This is a genomic window from Microcoleus sp. A2-C3, from assembly GCF_036706065.1.
Classification (GTDB): Bacteria; Cyanobacteriota; Cyanobacteriia; order Cyanobacteriales; family Microcoleaceae; genus Microcoleus.
In genome coordinates, this window is sequence record NZ_JAUBVX010000001.1 from 282249 (window position 1) to 296997 (window position 14749).

Annotated in this window: 18 protein-coding genes; 8 read left to right on the forward strand and 10 right to left on the reverse strand. The window is 46.3% G+C overall.

The genetic code is table 11. The annotated features are described in order from the left end of the window. A partial coding sequence (yidD, locus tag QUB66_RS01110) for a membrane protein insertion efficiency factor YidD (RefSeq protein ID WP_332971184.1) occupies nucleotides 1-397 on the reverse strand: 397 nt, incomplete at its 3' end. Nucleotides 398-621: 224 nt separating this feature from the next. Between yidD and chlP the strand changes: the two genes are divergently transcribed. Continuing rightward, nucleotides 622-1842 carry a geranylgeranyl reductase gene (gene chlP / locus QUB66_RS01115; RefSeq protein ID WP_265233575.1) on the forward strand — a complete coding sequence of 407 codons (1221 nt, stop codon included), beginning with the start codon at nucleotides 622-624 and terminating at the stop codon, nucleotides 1840-1842. Nucleotides 1843-2166: 324 nt separating this feature from the next. Here the strand turns inward: chlP and QUB66_RS01120 are convergent, their stop codons facing one another. Next, nucleotides 2167-2709, reverse strand: coding sequence for a Dps family protein (locus QUB66_RS01120; protein WP_265233574.1), 543 nt, complete (start codon nucleotides 2707-2709; stop codon nucleotides 2167-2169). Nucleotides 2710-2929: 220 nt separating this feature from the next. On the opposite strand from QUB66_RS01120, the gene QUB66_RS01125 reads away from it, so the two are divergent. Next, nucleotides 2930-3202, forward strand: a complete 273-nt coding sequence (locus tag QUB66_RS01125) for an Asr1405/Asl0597 family protein (RefSeq protein ID WP_321161501.1) — start codon at nucleotides 2930-2932, stop codon at nucleotides 3200-3202. 66 nt (nucleotides 3203-3268) lie between these two features. Continuing rightward, nucleotides 3269-3952, forward strand: coding sequence for a (2Fe-2S) ferredoxin domain-containing protein (locus QUB66_RS01130; protein WP_332971186.1), 684 nt, complete (start codon nucleotides 3269-3271; stop codon nucleotides 3950-3952). Between the two features lie 219 nt (nucleotides 3953-4171). On the opposite strand, the gene QUB66_RS01135 is transcribed toward QUB66_RS01130, so the two are convergent. Next, complete coding sequence (locus QUB66_RS01135) at nucleotides 4172-4408, reverse strand: hypothetical protein (RefSeq protein ID WP_332967553.1); 237 nt, start codon at nucleotides 4406-4408, stop codon at nucleotides 4172-4174. Between QUB66_RS01135 and QUB66_RS01140 the strand changes: the two genes are divergently transcribed. Together QUB66_RS01140 and QUB66_RS01145 are read left to right on the forward strand one after the other, a co-directional pair. Continuing rightward, nucleotides 4408-5667 carry a hypothetical protein gene (locus QUB66_RS01140; protein WP_332967551.1) on the forward strand — a complete coding sequence of 420 codons (1260 nt, stop codon included), beginning with the start codon at nucleotides 4408-4410 and terminating at the stop codon, nucleotides 5665-5667. The genes QUB66_RS01135 and QUB66_RS01140 overlap by 1 nt on opposite strands. Before the next feature lie 251 nt (nucleotides 5668-5918). After that, a complete protein-coding gene (locus QUB66_RS01145; protein ID WP_332967549.1) occupies nucleotides 5919-6479 on the forward strand; it encodes a Uma2 family endonuclease in 561 nt (186 codons plus the stop codon). A 172-nt stretch (nucleotides 6480-6651) separates the two neighbouring features. On the opposite strand, the gene QUB66_RS01150 is transcribed toward QUB66_RS01145, so the two are convergent. Beyond that, nucleotides 6652-8793: an NAD(P)/FAD-dependent oxidoreductase gene (locus QUB66_RS01150; RefSeq protein ID WP_332967547.1), complete on the reverse strand. Its 2142-nt coding sequence runs from the start codon at nucleotides 8791-8793 to the stop codon at nucleotides 6652-6654. A gap of 193 nt (nucleotides 8794-8986) precedes the next feature. On the opposite strand from QUB66_RS01150, the gene QUB66_RS01155 reads away from it, so the two are divergent. After that, entirely contained in the window at nucleotides 8987-9220 is a 234-nt protein-coding gene (locus tag QUB66_RS01155; RefSeq protein WP_332967545.1) for a hypothetical protein, read from the forward strand. Nucleotides 9221-9602: 382 nt separating this feature from the next. Here QUB66_RS01155 and QUB66_RS01160 read toward each other — a convergent pair whose 3' ends face one another. Next, the gene (locus QUB66_RS01160; protein ID WP_332967544.1) at nucleotides 9603-10679 is read right to left on the reverse strand and encodes a M23 family metallopeptidase; all 1077 of its coding nucleotides are present in this window, start codon (nucleotides 10677-10679) and stop codon (nucleotides 9603-9605) included. Between the two features lie 426 nt (nucleotides 10680-11105). On the opposite strand from QUB66_RS01160, the gene QUB66_RS01165 reads away from it, so the two are divergent. Continuing rightward, a complete protein-coding gene (locus tag QUB66_RS01165) occupies nucleotides 11106-11810 on the forward strand; it encodes a phosphatase PAP2 family protein (RefSeq protein ID WP_332967542.1) in 705 nt (234 codons plus the stop codon). Between the two features lie 131 nt (nucleotides 11811-11941). Here the strand turns inward: QUB66_RS01165 and QUB66_RS01170 are convergent, their stop codons facing one another. The 3 genes from QUB66_RS01170 to QUB66_RS01180 all read right to left on the reverse strand — a co-directional run bounded on the left by QUB66_RS01170 (nucleotide 11942) and on the right by QUB66_RS01180 (nucleotide 13452). Continuing rightward, the gene (locus QUB66_RS01170; RefSeq protein WP_332967541.1) at nucleotides 11942-12826 is read right to left on the reverse strand and encodes an aspartoacylase; all 885 of its coding nucleotides are present in this window, start codon (nucleotides 12824-12826) and stop codon (nucleotides 11942-11944) included. 169 nt (nucleotides 12827-12995) lie between these two features. After that, nucleotides 12996-13220, reverse strand: a complete 225-nt coding sequence (locus QUB66_RS01175) for a type II toxin-antitoxin system VapB family antitoxin (protein WP_332967539.1) — start codon at nucleotides 13218-13220, stop codon at nucleotides 12996-12998. Nucleotides 13221-13260: 40 nt separating this feature from the next. Next, nucleotides 13261-13452, reverse strand: coding sequence for a type II toxin-antitoxin system VapC family toxin (locus tag QUB66_RS01180; protein ID WP_332967538.1), 192 nt, complete (start codon nucleotides 13450-13452; stop codon nucleotides 13261-13263). 131 nt (nucleotides 13453-13583) lie between these two features. On the opposite strand from QUB66_RS01180, the gene QUB66_RS01185 reads away from it, so the two are divergent. Beyond that, entirely contained in the window at nucleotides 13584-13910 is a 327-nt protein-coding gene (locus tag QUB66_RS01185; protein ID WP_332967536.1) for a DUF433 domain-containing protein, read from the forward strand. An 84-nt stretch (nucleotides 13911-13994) separates the two neighbouring features. On the opposite strand, the gene QUB66_RS01190 is transcribed toward QUB66_RS01185, so the two are convergent. Together QUB66_RS01190 and QUB66_RS01195 are read right to left on the reverse strand one after the other, a co-directional pair. After that, nucleotides 13995-14246 carry a hypothetical protein gene (locus QUB66_RS01190; RefSeq protein ID WP_332967534.1) on the reverse strand — a complete coding sequence of 84 codons (252 nt, stop codon included), beginning with the start codon at nucleotides 14244-14246 and terminating at the stop codon, nucleotides 13995-13997. Next, nucleotides 14246-14446: a hypothetical protein gene (locus QUB66_RS01195; protein WP_332967532.1), complete on the reverse strand. Its 201-nt coding sequence runs from the start codon at nucleotides 14444-14446 to the stop codon at nucleotides 14246-14248. Before QUB66_RS01195 ends, QUB66_RS01190 begins: the two co-directional genes overlap by 1 nt. Between the last annotated feature and the right edge of the window lie 303 nt (nucleotides 14447-14749).

The window sequence follows — 14749 nt, forward strand, 5'->3', positions numbered from 1 at the left end:
AATCTAGCCATTCAATACAGTCTAGCCATTTAGTACAGTAATTTTCACACAGAGAGCTTCTGCCAGGAGTTTCCCCCTGAGATTTTGGTCGATCGGATTTGGGTTCATCGTTACCCTCGAAATTGGAGTCTTCACTGCCAGATTCACTGGTAAACCGGGCTTTCAAGATTTGGTTCGCGTGCTTGCAAGCAGCAAACCGGCGGCGCGACGCTTTTATCGCCCCAAATAAGCCAAATTTGGCGATCGCGCCCTTGATATACTGCGAGCAAGACTCCCCCGCGTATAGCACTCGGTGAGCGCAAGAAAACCCTTTTATCGGTGAGATGTGTTTCTGGTATCCGCTAATAGAAGCTACAGCTAATTGTCGGAGGGCTGCATCAAAGATAGGCGTTTGCATTGGTTTCCCATACGTTTAGATATTTCCTTCCTGCTAAAAACTACAACCAACAGCTCAACAATTCCCCGCGCCCCATCCCTCGCGCGATGCCTATTTTCGTATCTAATTGTTAAGCTCTGTTTCATTTCATTTAAATCTCCCATTCTCACCCCACAGCAAAGAAACTCCGTGATACCATCACATCTGACTGGTAAAAACTATAGAAAAAATTGGGGAGAAAAGCTTTGACACTACGGGTTGCAGTTGTTGGATCAGGGCCAGCCGGTTCTTGCGCCGCCGAAACATTGGTAAAAGCAGGCATCGAAACTTATTTATTTGAGCGCAAATTAGACAACGCAAAACCCTGCGGCGGGGCAATTCCCCTGTGCATGGTCGAAGAATTTGACTTGCCGCAAAGTATTATCGATCGCCAAGTCAGAAAAATGAAAATGATTTCCCCCTCCAATGTAGAGGTGGACATCAATATCGAAAACGAACACGAATATATCGGTATGTGCCGCCGGGAAGTCCTCGATGGCTTTTTGCGCGATCGGGCTGCCTCCTTAGGTGCCAAACTGATTAACGGTACCGTTCACACCTTAGACATTCCCACGAACAACACCGACCCCTACATTCTCCACTACGCCGACCACTCCAACGGCACCGCAATGGGAATTCAGAAAACCCTGAAAGTGGATTTGGTAATCGGGGCTGACGGCGCTAACTCCCGCGTCGCGAAGGCGATTGATGCTGGTGACTACAATTATGCGATCGCCTTCCAAGAACGCATCCGCCTCCCAGAAGATAAAATGGCTTACTACGAAGGTCTAGCCGAAATGTACGTCGGCGACGACGTTTCCACCGACTTCTACGCCTGGGTGTTCCCCAAATACGACCACGTAGCCGTCGGTACCGGCACCATGAAAGTCAATCAAGCCAGCATCAAAAAGCTTCAAGCCGGAGTCCGGGCCCGCGCTGCCAAAAAACTCATGGGCGGTGAAATCATTAAAGTGGAAGCCCACCCCATCCCAGAACATCCGCGTCCCCGCCGGGTTGTCGGCCGAGTTGCCCTCATCGGTGATGCTGCCGGTTATGTTACCAAGTCTTCGGGCGAAGGTATCTATTTTGCCGCTAAGTCTGGCCGGATGTGCGCTGAAACTATTGTGGAGATTTCCAATAATGGCGCGCGGATTCCAACGGAACAAGAAATCAAGCTGTATCTGAAGCGGTGGGATAAGGCTTACGGTATTACTTACAAGGTGCTTGACATTTTGCAGCGCGTGTTCTACCGTTCTGATGCTACTCGCGAAGCTTTTGTGGAAATGTGTGCCGATCGCGATGTGCAGAAACTCACATTTGATAGCTACTTGTATAAGACCGTGGTGCCGGCTAATCCCTTCATTCAGATGAAGATTACTGCGAAAACCATTGGTAGCTTGTTGCGCGGTAGTGCTTTAGCTCCTTAATTTTGAGTAGGCTATCGCACTTTGTATAAGAAAGCGGAGATCCCCCTAGCCCCCCTTAAGAAGGGGGGGACATGAGTATTCAGAAAGTTCCGCTTCGATGGGGGGACAGGAATATTCTCAAAGTCCCCCTTCTTAAGGGGGATGGGAGGGGGATCTAGACTCGATGATGAGCGAGATTTATCAAGGCTTTCAGGCTTCAGTTGACACGCATTGAGCAGTGCTGTGTCCCTACAGATAAGCTGCCAAATCTGAAATCCCCCCAAATTTTGAATTTGGAGGGGATTTTAAGCTTTTTTCCGATTTAGGGAAATTGCTTTTTTCGGGTTAGTTTAAGTTCAATTGCACTAAGGTATCGGGGGCGAGGAAGTGGGAAATGTGATAAGCTCGCTCTTCTGTTTTTAGCAGGATTTTTTCGTAGAGGTAGCGCGTAGCTCGATCGCCCAAACTTTCTGCTTGTCCTGCTTGACGGCGCAGTAAACCTATAATAGCTTGTTCTGCTGTCAAATCATGTTCCAGCATTTGGCGGCAGGAATATACGCCGTCGGCTTCTGGCTCAAAACAGCACATCTCGGCTAATTTGCTAAAGCTAGCCGCCGGTATGCCGCCCAACCCGTTCAAGCGTTCGCCCAATTCGTGGACACTATCTTGAGCTTCTCCGTAGCTTTCTTGAAAGAATTGGTGCAAGGAGTAAAATTCTGCCCCTTCCACCACAAAATGATGTTTTTGATATTGCAGGTATAAAGCCTGAAAACTTGCCAGCAGCGCGTTCATCCCTTCACAAATCGGTGCTGTGACTGAATGTTCTAGTAGAACTGGGTTTTCGGCTATGTGACCAAACGGTCTCAATGCACTCTGAATCTCAGCCATGTGTGTTCTCCTTTCAATAGGCAGTTTTGTTGCCAATAGACTCACTCTAGCACCCTAGATTTACCAGTCAAGCAGGGTCGGCCTCGATAGTGGAAGACTTTGTATAGTAGAAAAATTTTTTACAAAATCTATTGAGAATTATTTGCAGTTGCGTTATCCTCTAAAAAGATGCTTGTTCTGAATGCTTCCTGAAAATGGGGTACATCAAGAGCAAAAATTAATGCAAATCATTATTGTTGTTAAAAAAATGAATCCAGCAGATCCAGAATTAGAAGTCTGTGACATCGTGCCAGTCAGTTGGCTAGACAGATGGCAAGTTTACCAACGCTTGCAAGAGCTAGAAATTCCCTGCTGGTGCGGAGTTGATCAACCTTTGCGGGCAAAAATTAGCACGGCTAAACAAGCTGCTCAATTAGCGAGTGTTTTGAGGCAATTGAGCGCTTCACGGGGCGAACTGGTGCATTTGCTGGAGTGCTGCTGGCAAATCGCCTAAAGGCAGTTCGGGAACGGATTATTTAACGGATTTAATGGATGTCACGGATTTAAAGGAGTTATGACAATGTATCAATCTGGTAAGCAACTTTCGGAATTTAGCTTAGAGGGAGAAATCCTCAGCCTGATTATTGAAGATGGTTACAAACTTAAATATTTGCGAATTGGTACGGATCGCGGAGTAGAGTTTCTGGTTAAACTTTGCAAGGAGTTGCGGTCATTTTTAGGGCCCGTTTTGACGACTGGGTTGAGAGTTCAAGTTGCGGGTGAGAAAGAACTCAATTTGAAAAATGGTAAAATAAAACTTAAAGCTCGCAGTCTCAAGCTGGCTCAAGGTAACAACGATCGATCGCCCGAACAGCTCGACTCTACCAGTTTACCTGCTGCGGTATTGACCTTAGATGGCGCGATCCTTTTCCAGGGCTTCGCCAACGATAAAACCGAAGTCAGCACTTGCACAGCAACTCAAACTGTCCAAACTCCGGCTAAAACCAAAACTAAAATATTAGTATGTCAAAAATCTGACTGCCAGAAGCGGGGCAGCGCAGCAGTCTGTAAAGCTTTAGAAACTGCTTTGAATGCGCGGGGTTTAGAAGGGCAAGTGACTGTTCAGGGAACCGGATGTCTCAAACAGTGCAAAGCCGGGCCAAATATGGTTTTGATGCCGGACAAAACTCGCTACAGTCGCATCAAACCTGCTGAAATTCCAGCAATGATTGACAAACATTTTGCGGTTATTGAAAAAGCTTAGCCGATCGCACGGCATGAGAGAGTCGAAGAGTTTGAGGGAAGCATCTCAATAAGTGCAAAAAGCATTTTTTTGGAGTGCGAGCTTAAGAGCTCGCGAGCTAGATAAGGCACGCGAGCTCTTAAGCTCGCACTAGATAAGCTGGCGTGCGCGCTCGATGCTCGCACTAAATAAGCTGGCGCGCTCGATGCTCCCAGTGGGAGAGTGTGGGCATTTTTCTGCTTATTCCCTCTTCCCTCTTCCCTCTTTCCTCTTCCCTCTTCCCTCTTCCCTCTTCCTTCTTCCCTCTTCCTTCTTCCTTCTTCCTTCTTCCTTCTGACTAGGGGTTTCTTTTGGAGAATCTATCAGGATAGACTGTATGTGAGACCCTGTGACTATTGGGATAAAAAGCCATGTCAGAAGCTGATCTTCGAGCCAGTCAGCACCAATCGCACCCTGCTGTTCGAGCCGATGAACCATTGCAGTCAAATTTTGCTGCTGCTGGGGGTTTTGAGCCGATCGCGCCCCCTGCGACAGAAACTCCCGCAAGGGTTCCCCAACAGCCAGAAGAAGACTGGCAAACAGTAGATTTTCCCAACGCGCTCAGCGTAGATGCAATTCCCACAACAACCTCCGCCAACAATTTGCAATCTCAGACACAGCCGCCAGAGCCGGGATCGCCGACGATTTCAAACAATCTCAAAAATCTGCTTGGCAATGCCGAACAGCATCAGGGACAAGGCTCTACCCCAGTCACCCTCATGCAAGCGCTGCACGAATGCAACCGCGACCTTTTGCAGCGCATCGCCCAGCTAGAAACAGCGCTCGAAGAGTCCCAAAAAAACTGGCAGCATCGCGAAGCCTTGCTAGAAAAGCAGACTGCTGAACTCGAAAACACTCAAGAACAATTGACGCGGCTGTTTGGCAAAGTGGAAGTTTCCCATCAAACCCTCCAAAGTCAAGAAATTTTAGTGGAGAGTTTAAGAAGTAAGTTAGCAACCAGCCAAACCAGGCTAGCGATTGTGGAGCGAGAATGTGCGTCTACTGTGCAGCGCTACAACGAACAGTTTCATCAGCTAGTAGCCACAGAAAATGTTTGCAAGGAATTGCGATCGCGCTTGCACCGCCAGCAGCGCCACACTCTGCAATTCAAAGCTGCCTTGGAAAAAAGTCTGGAGATGCCACAGAAGTCTCCAATTATTGAGCCACCTGACGATGCGGAGGATAGCGCCCACAAGCAATTAGAATCCTTGCTTGCGGTGGTCAAAAGCTCTCAGGTTCCGCTGCCGCCAGCCTTCAACGCTGCCCCTGTCAAACCTTGGTCAGAGTCCGAAGAGCATCCAGAGGTAGCGCTTGCTGAATATGCGATCGACCCTGAATCGATCGCCAATCTGGAACTTAACCAATTAGCCCAAGCATCCGGCATTCAATTGGAGAGCGAAACCTACCGCACTCAGGAGGCTGCAACTGACTCGGCGGTTGCGGTTGCAGAACCTCAATTACCTATGGCTGAGCCTGAACCGGAAACTGCTGCTGCCAAATTAGGCAGCCCAGAATTGGCCAAGGCGGTTCCAATTTTGAATTCAGTGGAAACCTTTGGCCTTCAAGAAGCGCGATCGAGTGAAGCCATACCTACAGCAATCGCACAACCCGATTGGCTGGCCTTGATTGCTAGTCCGCTACGGCCTTATAAAAAACCTCGATCGTTAGCTGAAATTGAATTGCCTAGTTTTCGATAGGTTGACAGTTGACAGTTGACAGTTGACAGTTGAGGGCGACCTCTCCCGGTCAGGAAGAGGATTGGAGTAATGAATCATCTTCTTTTAATTTCTCCCGATCAGGGTTCCGGCGTTCAAGCCATTCTTTATGGTAATTGGTAATTGGTAATTGCTCAAAATTATCAATTACCAAAAAGACAGCTAATTGGGTTTCAGCTTGGGATAAGTCGGTAAAAGTCTCCTATCCAGTTTACTTTTAAGAGAACTGATTGATGACTACATTTGTCAAACTTAAAATCGCTTTAGAAGAGTTCCTGAAACTTCCAGAAACCGAACCTACCTCAGATTTTATCGATGGAGAAATCATTCAAAAAACCATACCTCAAGGCGAACATAGCAGATTACAGAGTAAATTTTGTGCTGTCATTAATCAGATAGTAGAAACACCAAAAAATGCTTATTCTTTTCCAGAGTTGCGCTGTACTTTTGGGGGTGCATCAATTGTCCCAGATATCGCCGTATTCCGATGGGCAAGGATTCCCATACAGTCATCGTGGAGAATTGCTAACCGCTTTGACATTCATCCAGACTGGTCAATTGAAATTCTATCTCCAGAACAAAGCCAAACCAAAGTCCTGAGTAAATTACTGCATTGTTCACGAAATGGCACAGAATTGGGGTGGTTGATGTATCCAGAGGAAGAAAGTATTTTGGCCGTGTTTCCCGGACAAAAGGTGGAACTATACAAAGGCACTGCTCAATTGCCCATACTCAGTGGAATCGAATTAGAATTGACCGTGGAAACAGTTTTTAGTTGGTTGAGTTTTAGATAATACGGCGGTTGAAACCGCATCTACAAAAATGATGTCCGCACTTTGACAAGCTCAGCGACCACCTCCGCGGTGTCGAGAAAATAATGTCAAACGTAATTGTAACCGCCTGTTCTTCAACCCTTGGCAATGCGGGTGAGAGTTTGTATAGCCGCCGTTTCAACCGCCCGGTCTTCTATTTTCTACCCTTTCCCATGCCGTAGGTAAGAGCATAGCTGGTAGCCAACAGCCACAGCCACACAGCCGGATAGCGCGGCTCTAACCAAGGCTGTATTTTGCGGGCGAAACTGGGAAGCCATCCGAATAGGAAACTCGCCAAAGCCAAGAGAGTAAAAGTCAAGTAACTCCCCAACCAGCGCCAAATATCGCGCAAGGTGACAAAATCTAAAATCCACAACAGGAGAGAAGGATTTTTTCTGGCTGCTTTAATTGCCAATTGATTGAAAGTTAACCAGTCGGCTCTGTCTTTAATAAAAGTTTCCGCGACGGTGAGTTCTTGTTCTGCCAAAAGACCGAAAAAGGTATTGAGCATTGAATTAATTCTTTGGGGTGGCAAAGTTCGCCCCGTCGGCACCATCATGCCTTTGGAAAACAGCCAAGTTACTGATATATTGCTCTGGTAGGCACGAATTTGGTTTAAGTGTTTGGCACTTAATAAATTGTGCTTTAAAGCTGTATCCAATAAATCTGTTAATCGAAAAAGATTGCGGATGAGAGAGCCGAAACCGGTGAATACTAAGGGAGATTGCAAAGATGCTGCATCGCCGATCGCAATTAGGCGATCGACAGCCACGGCCCGATCGCTGCTGCTGGTGCTAAAATGGCCCGGAATATAACCAAAAGTAGTTTTTTTCCAGATTAATTTATTGACATCGCAGCGGCGGTACTCCGGCAAAATTGCGAAAAAATCCTCGTACAGTTCCAGCAAAGAACCGGGATTCTCGGCATTTACTTGGTGATAGTGAAAGAGATAAACTGTGAGTTCTCCACCAGCGCCGGGAAATAACTCCCAAATCAGTTGGCGGCCGCGGGAAATATCGCCGTGACTCCAGAGAACGTCGCCGTAATCGGAATCCCAAACTCCCGGCTCCATTCCTCCGTCAATGACTCCTCCCACCGTCGGACAAACGCTGTCAAAAGCCCGTCCTTCGTTCAATTGCCAAGCTATGGGAGAAGCCGAACCCATTGCATCGACGAGCAAACGTCCGCTGACAGTGCGATCGGTTTTTGTCGGCAAGTGGCAGCTCTGAACTATAACTTTTTCAGCTTCAATATCGGCTCTGATAAACTCAGTTTCGTCCCAGATTTCGCCGCCAGCTTCTGTGAGTTTAACTCCCGCCAAATACACCAGTTTATCGCTGTCCAAAGCTATATTCAACACCTTCGGCACGTGCAGAATTTCCGCTTTAGCAATGGGCGGATTGTTAGCATCAAAAAACTTGCAGTAGCCATCTTTGTATTCTCGCGCAATCAAAGTTTCGATTTCTGCTGCCGTAAATAAACCCAAATCAACTAAGCTTTGCATTTCGTCTCGCGAAATATTCCACTCGCGATTCATCTTCCCGAAAGGCATTCGTTCCAGCAACAGCACTCGGTAGCCCAATCTCGCCATGACTGCGGCGTGAATCACTCCTAATGCTCCGCCGATATAAATTAAATCGTAAACAGTCTCGCCAGCATCCGACAAAACAGTGCCTGCTTTCTTCTCCCCTCTTCCTTCTTCCTTCTTCCCTCTTCCTTCTTCCTTCTCTTCTTCTTTCAAAAACACGACTTGTTTTGGCTTTTGAGGATTGCGAGTGTTTTCGCGCCAACGCTGCTCCCACCAGTAAACGCGCTGCAAGTCGTATTCGCCTTTGGGCATTTTTTGGAAGTATTTGACGGTGAGAGGGTAATAGGGGGCAAGAGCTTCAAAAATTGACTGTTTGGAGAGGTCTATGGTGGGGGGTTCTGGGTAGCGATCGGGAAACTTGTTTCTGACAGCCAGATTTAGAGCTTGCAGGAACTGTTTTTCTCCAGGCGGCGCGTCTTCTAGACGAAAGACTTTTAAATAAGTTGTGCGCTGTACTGACCAGACAAAGGTGGAAAGTTCTGTGCGCCAATTGTGGTTTTCTGAATTGGTATCAGCGAGGGTCGGTTTTGGATTAGCATTTTGAGTTCCAGATTTGACTAACTCCGCTGTTGTTGCGTTGGAAAGCAGGCGAAAACCGTCAGGAGTAATAATTTTTTCTCCGATTCCGGGGTCGAATTCGTGCTGCAACCAGGTGCAGACTGCTGCTGTATCCGGTGTGGGGACTTCTAGATAAAGAATTTCTTGCATGATGGGGAGTTCAATTCTGAATAAATTAATAAAGATGGGGGAGTTGACAAGGGAGCAAAGTAGGCTATACTCCCGAATACTTATTCAGTTTTAAATAAGTTTACAATGTTCTCAGATTTTTAGCTTTTCGATCGCCTTAGCTCTTCGTTGACCCGCTGCGGGTCAGTATCTACTTTTTTCGGTATGCAATCTCATGAATTATCCCATTCCTACGAATCCTCAAGAAATGATTGCTTTGCGACAGCAGCCGCTGAATGAAGAATTGGTGGCGTCGGCGATCGCGGGTGTGATTCAAATAGCTCGATCGCGCTCTCAGTCTTTAGACGAGTTAAAGGCTGAGGTACTCGCCGACGACAATTTGCTCGATTTTACTCAACGGCTCTGGCTGAGCGAGATTGTAGCTCAAGCTTGGGAAAATTTGCCCTGATCGTGATCAAAATCCGAACAAGACACCGCGGTGAAAATTATCGCTCTTCTTAAGTCCGCGCAGGCGGACTTCGTTTGTGTAGTCGCGAATTCCATTCGCCGTCCGATCTTTTTCTACTATTTTCAAATATTGTTATTATTTTAACCAAAGCACAGGGGATTTAAGCCCCCACCTTTAGGTGGATTGTTTTTAGGCTGGGGATTTAAGCCCCAGCCTAAAAACTTCGCTGTCAACTGTCAACTGTCAACTGTCAACTGTTAAACTATCTGCATATCCATACCCAAGAAACCGGGTTTTTACTTAATTCAAGGCTGAGATACATGATTTTCGGAACCCGGTTTCTGACTGCTTGAATTGATAGGTTGCGAAGGAATAAATAAGGTTATCGCAATTCAACTTCTCGCTTAACTTCTGTTAAAACTCGATCGCCCCGCGTCAACCGATATTCTGCGCGCCACACTCCCGGAGTCAGAGGAGAATTTGTACTGTTTCTTTTGCCGATATAACCCAACCAAGTGCGGCTGGGGGCTTTAATTTCATTGGTTTGGTCAGCGATGGTTTGGCCGTTTGGTGCAAATAATTTGTATTGTTCGCGATCGCCCTTAAGGACTCCGTAACTCTGCACCCAAAACAACAAAGCTGGACTATTTACAGGTAGTTGAGTCTCAGAAAATTGTCCGGCCCAGACGGTGTTCTCGTCAGGTGCCTTGTTGGCAAAACCGGCGCGTATTAAACCTGTAGAAACATAGTCGATCGGCTGATCCCAAATTGGATTGCGGGCGGTGTTGCAGCCCAATTTGGCATCGGGCCCGACAAACGGATCTACGGGCTTACCTTGATAGCGAAAAGTGACGTGTACGTGAGGAAAAGACGCCTGGCCGGAGTTGCCCACCATGCCCAAAACTGTGCCTTTTTGTACCTGCATTCCCGGCTTGACAACAATGCTGTTTTGGCGGAGGTGGCAATATTGGGCTTCCCAACCGCCACCGTGATCGATTACCATGCCGTTGCCACATTCTGTACCTGCGACGTTGGCTTTGTCTGTCTGGTTTTGCAAACGTCGATCGACTACACCATCTCGCACTCGCAAAACTTTGCCCGCTGCGGATGCGATAACTGGAACGCCTTTTGCCATTGCTTTGGCGTCGGGAATGGCGAAATCTATGCCGTCGTGCCCGTCGTAGGTTTGCCGCCCGCAGCCGAAATCGACGGCGGCTGGGCTGGGATCGCGATCGAAATAGTGCATGATAAAACAGTCTTTGCCTAGGGTACAGGCGATCGGCTTACCGAATTGCCCGCTGGGTTTTTGGGCTACTGCGGTTGAAACGAGGCGCTGGGCGATCGTGTTGGCTTGGGCGATCGGCGCATTGACTGAGCTGTTGGTAGCACAGGCAGCCGTACTTGTCAACCCCACGGTTAACAAAATTGCAGAAAAGTGTTTTTTTGATATGATAGTCATTCGTCGGTGGGAGATAAAATTTGAGGAATGAAGTCAGTTAACAGTTGACAGTTGACAGTTGACAGTTGACAGTTGACAGTTGACAGTTAACAGTTAACTGTTGACAGCTTGCCTAGATATGGAAGTCCGAGGATTGAAGCAATGAATAGTCTTCTTTTAATTTCTCCTTCAAAGGGTTCCGGCTTTAAACCAATTCCTTCAGGTCAAAAATCAATCAATCATTCAAAATATAGTTGGCTCAATCATCTAGACGATCGATAAGGCGTTTTAGTTTCCCATATTTATTGTAAACTGTCGCGTCTTTTATTTATAATAAACTGTTTATTGAGACTTTTGTAGAGCGGAATTTCTGCCCGCTAGAGAGGTTAAATTGCAAAAGCAAAACAGCTTGATCTTCTCAGTTTTTACTGCTTAATTGGTTAAAAAATGCTCTCTAAAATTCGATCGCTCATTTCGATAATTCGGCTTGGCGGCCTTGCGGTTGCTGCTTTGGCGATGTGGGCATTTGCCACCATTGCCGAAGAGGTTTTGGAAAAGGAAACCTACGCTTTCGATAAATCTATCTTACTATATCTGAGGAGCCTGCACACTCCGGTGCGCGATCGCCTCATGCTCGGCTTGACATTTTTGGGAGAACCCAATCTGCTGCTAATGCTGAGCGTGAGTTTGGGTATTATATTGTGGGTACGCAAACATCGCTCCGAAGCCACAACTATTGCAGTTACAGGCGTGGGAGGCCTGGGTTTAAATTTACTATTGAAACAACTGTTTGCGCGCGATCGACCTCAACTTTGGGAGCGCACGGTTGACGTAAAATTTTACAGTTTTCCTAGCGGACACGCGATGATTTCAATGATTATTTACGGTTTGCTAGGATATTTATTGGGTTCGCGCTTTCCCAAGCAGCGCTGGTTGATTTACAGCTTGACTGTGGTATTAATTGCTGCTATTGGTTTGAGCCGGCTTTATCTCGGAGTTCACTGGCCTACTGATGTGATTGCCGGTTATATTGCTGGTTTTATATGGCTGCTTGCCTGTATTTTTAGTTTACAAGTATGGAAGGAATTTCATGATTCTCGTGCTGTTCCTGAAGAGAACTTTTTGTCGCCCGATCGCTCAAATGACTGTTGAATGATATTATGTCCGCTGGCATCAATATCTAGCCGGGGCGGGTTTATTTATCCCTTAATTTAGTTTCAAATATTTAGAAAAAAATCTTGAAACAAAGTTACCGGATATGACAACTTACAACTGACAACTGACTACTGACTAACAACTGTTTGCTTTTGGGTAAAACACATCGCAATCCCTTTTTCGTAGTAAGCAGCCTCGTTAATAAAAATTGGATAAACAATCGATTTGTCTTCATACAAGACTGACTCACCATCAAAGGTCAAAAACATCGGATCGCCAGGATTTAGGGCTTCATAATCTCTGGATTGTAGCTGAGGATGAATCATTGCCTGAATTTCTCCAGACTTGTTTCTGGGATAGTCGATCGCCCCAATGGTATGATAAACAGTCAGGGGATTGGTTGCAACTGGCATAGTGCCTTGATTGTAGCTTTCTACGCCGTCTAAAATTGTGCCGACAACTTGCTCGGTTTGCTGAAACAAAGAGGCATCCAATACGCCTTGTGGCACTGCACCAACCTCTAGCGTACCGCCTAACTCGGAGAGCGATCGCAGCAAAGGACTATCATAATTGTTAGTTGCCGAAACCAGCAGCTTGAGGTGGGGATAGACAGAGGTTAAATAAGCTGCTAGTTGCAGGTTAAAAGGATGCTGGCTGGCGAGAATAAATGTTAGCCCCATATTGGATGTGGTGCTGTGCAAATCGATAATTAAGTTTTGCTGCGGAGTATTTTTTGAGCTAAAAATGTGGTAGATTTCTTTTGCCCGCTGCGCTTCATAGGTGGAGAGGTGGGGATTTTGTAAATCTTGCTGTCGAAAGCAGCGGTTGAGGTCGATATCGATGTAGCGTGTCCCGATTTCGCAGGCTTGGGGATTGGCTAGCAGGGCGATTGTTTCAAAAGTCGATCGCCAAATTGACTCTGGCGCGCGATCGAACTTCTTCACAAGGTATACTCCTGTGAGTTCGTTTCCGTGGGTTCCTCCCACTATGGCAACACGTTTAATTTGATTCATAAACAAATAACTTCCTATGCCAAGGGTAGCATCATTTGTCATCAGTTGGTAACAAAGACCTCAGAAACCGGGTTTCTCTCTATATTTTTCGTCACCCAACCAAAGACTCGTAGAAATCCGGTTTCTTGGCTTATTTCTAGTTACTTGAGTCAAAAGTTCGATCGCGAATCTATCCCCAAACTTCATCGGGATTTAAACCTAGTTCATGTACTTGATATTTTTCCCGAAATGCACTGAGAGATTCTCCAAAGCTAAGTTCGAGATGCTGCGGTTGTTTGCGGCGTTGAATGTATTCGCGCAAGGCGATTTCAACTAGGGTTTCGATCGCAATTTCTTCCTTAAGTGCGATCGCCTCTTGCAGTAGTGCTGTATCCACATTTAGGCTTGTTACCATTGGCTTTCCTTTGTTAACTGAGATTCTATCATAAATGCAATCACCAGATAACAGAGATTACACCTGAATCGGTAATATTTCGTTCTACAATCCATGCAGCTTCAGCGAGGGCGATAGCAGGTAGAACAAGCTGACTGGTCACATTCGAGAGAATTGCTTGGGCTTGAGTCCCCAATCTTTGATTTCCTTCCAGAAACCAGATTAGCGCGTGGGTATCGATGACATATTTCATCGGCATCTATGACCAATCTAATTCATCGTCAGTAGCTAATAATCCTAGTTTAACAAATCTTCGCCGAAAACACAAAATTTTGATATAATAGTTGGAGCGATCGCCATTCCATCTTCTGTAAATTACTGGCTATGAACATTCAGTTGGTTGACTCCTTAATTCAAGTCATTGAGTCGCTGACACTTGAAGAGAGTTTGCTCTTTCAAGAAAAACTCTCGGCTAAGGCGATTCAGAGTACACCTGGAGTGTGTGGAGGAAATGCCAGGATTCGCAATACCCGCATTCCGGTTTGGACGCTGGTTTCGCTTCACCAACAGGGCGCTGATGACGCTGAGTTACTAAGGAATTATCCAGGTTTGTCGGGTTTCGATTTAGATAATACTTGGCGTTATTACGATCGCCACCGCGAACAAATCGATCGCATTATTGTCGATAGTCAAACCGATGAAGCAGTTTAAGAAAACCAGTTTTCGATGGGCAAGTCTTGAAGATTTGCATAATCAGCAATATTTTGTGTCACCAAAATCAGATTGTTGACTTTACTAATTAATTAATTTGTCGTATTCTGAGTGAGTACCAATCCAGAACCAGAGAATTCCTTGTTTAACTTCTATACCCAAAGCCCGATGACTTTTGCCAGCCCGAACTGACCAGTATTCACCAACTTTTTTAAAGTGTAAAGATGGATGACTGGGATCGACTTTGAGAAGTTCGTAGGCGCGATCGGCGGTGGATTGCACATTGTCTGGCAGTGCAGCATAGCAACTCCAAAAACGGCGGGTGGTATAGTGCATTAGATTGCCCGGTATTGCCCTTCTTCAAAGTCAGCTAGTGCTTCTTGTGCTAGAGTGTCGAGTTTACCACCAAGGATGTCTTGTTCGAGCTGTTCGCTCCAGCGTTCATAATCTAAATCTAGCAGCCATTGCACCAGTTTTTGATAGTCGCTGGGAGGCAGTTTGAGGATTGCGGATTCGATTTGCTCAATCGTTGACATAGAATCTGTAGGTTTGGGTTGCTTACTTATTATAGCTTTCTGGCTTTCCCCATCAAGCAAAAAATTCGATATTTATCGTCACCCAACCAAAAAACTCGTAGAAACCCGGTTTTTCGCCCCAGGCAAAAATCTCAGAAACCGGGTTTCTCTCGATATTTATCGTCACCCAACCAAAAACTCGTAGAAACCCGGTTTCTTGGCCTCGATGCGGTTTCTCGCCTCCACAATCGCGCGTCATCTTTCCCGGATCGCCAAAATCTCTGTCAGAATAGAAACAAGATGGCGGGGAAACACACGGGGAAA

What these genes read in the sequence shown, in the direction of transcription:
- QUB66_RS01120 (WP_265233574.1), bottom strand. Translation starts at nt 2,709, where the DNA reads ATGGCTGAGATTCAGAGTGCATTGAGACCGTTTGGTCACATAGCCGAA.
- QUB66_RS01125 (WP_321161501.1), top strand. Translation starts at nt 2,930, where the DNA reads ATGCAAATCATTATTGTTGTTAAAAAAATGAATCCAGCAGATCCAGAA.
- QUB66_RS01130 (WP_332971186.1), top strand. Translation starts at nt 3,269, where the DNA reads ATGTATCAATCTGGTAAGCAACTTTCGGAATTTAGCTTAGAGGGAGAA.
- QUB66_RS01135 (WP_332967553.1), bottom strand. Translation starts at nt 4,408, where the DNA reads ATGGTTCATCGGCTCGAACAGCAGGGTGCGATTGGTGCTGACTGGCTC.
- QUB66_RS01145 (WP_332967549.1), top strand. Translation starts at nt 5,919, where the DNA reads ATGACTACATTTGTCAAACTTAAAATCGCTTTAGAAGAGTTCCTGAAA.
- QUB66_RS01150 (WP_332967547.1), bottom strand. Translation starts at nt 8,793, where the DNA reads ATGCAAGAAATTCTTTATCTAGAAGTCCCCACACCGGATACAGCAGCA.
- QUB66_RS01155 (WP_332967545.1), top strand. Translation starts at nt 8,987, where the DNA reads ATGAATTATCCCATTCCTACGAATCCTCAAGAAATGATTGCTTTGCGA.
- QUB66_RS01160 (WP_332967544.1), bottom strand. Translation starts at nt 10,679, where the DNA reads ATGACTATCATATCAAAAAAACACTTTTCTGCAATTTTGTTAACCGTG.
- QUB66_RS01165 (WP_332967542.1), top strand. Translation starts at nt 11,106, where the DNA reads ATGCTCTCTAAAATTCGATCGCTCATTTCGATAATTCGGCTTGGCGGC.
- QUB66_RS01170 (WP_332967541.1), bottom strand. Translation starts at nt 12,826, where the DNA reads ATGAATCAAATTAAACGTGTTGCCATAGTGGGAGGAACCCACGGAAAC.
- QUB66_RS01175 (WP_332967539.1), bottom strand. Translation starts at nt 13,220, where the DNA reads ATGGTAACAAGCCTAAATGTGGATACAGCACTACTGCAAGAGGCGATC.
- QUB66_RS01180 (WP_332967538.1), bottom strand. Translation starts at nt 13,452, where the DNA reads ATGAAATATGTCATCGATACCCACGCGCTAATCTGGTTTCTGGAAGGA.
- QUB66_RS01185 (WP_332967536.1), top strand. Translation starts at nt 13,584, where the DNA reads ATGAACATTCAGTTGGTTGACTCCTTAATTCAAGTCATTGAGTCGCTG.
- QUB66_RS01190 (WP_332967534.1), bottom strand. Translation starts at nt 14,246, where the DNA reads ATGCACTATACCACCCGCCGTTTTTGGAGTTGCTATGCTGCACTGCCA.
- QUB66_RS01195 (WP_332967532.1), bottom strand. Translation starts at nt 14,446, where the DNA reads ATGTCAACGATTGAGCAAATCGAATCCGCAATCCTCAAACTGCCTCCC.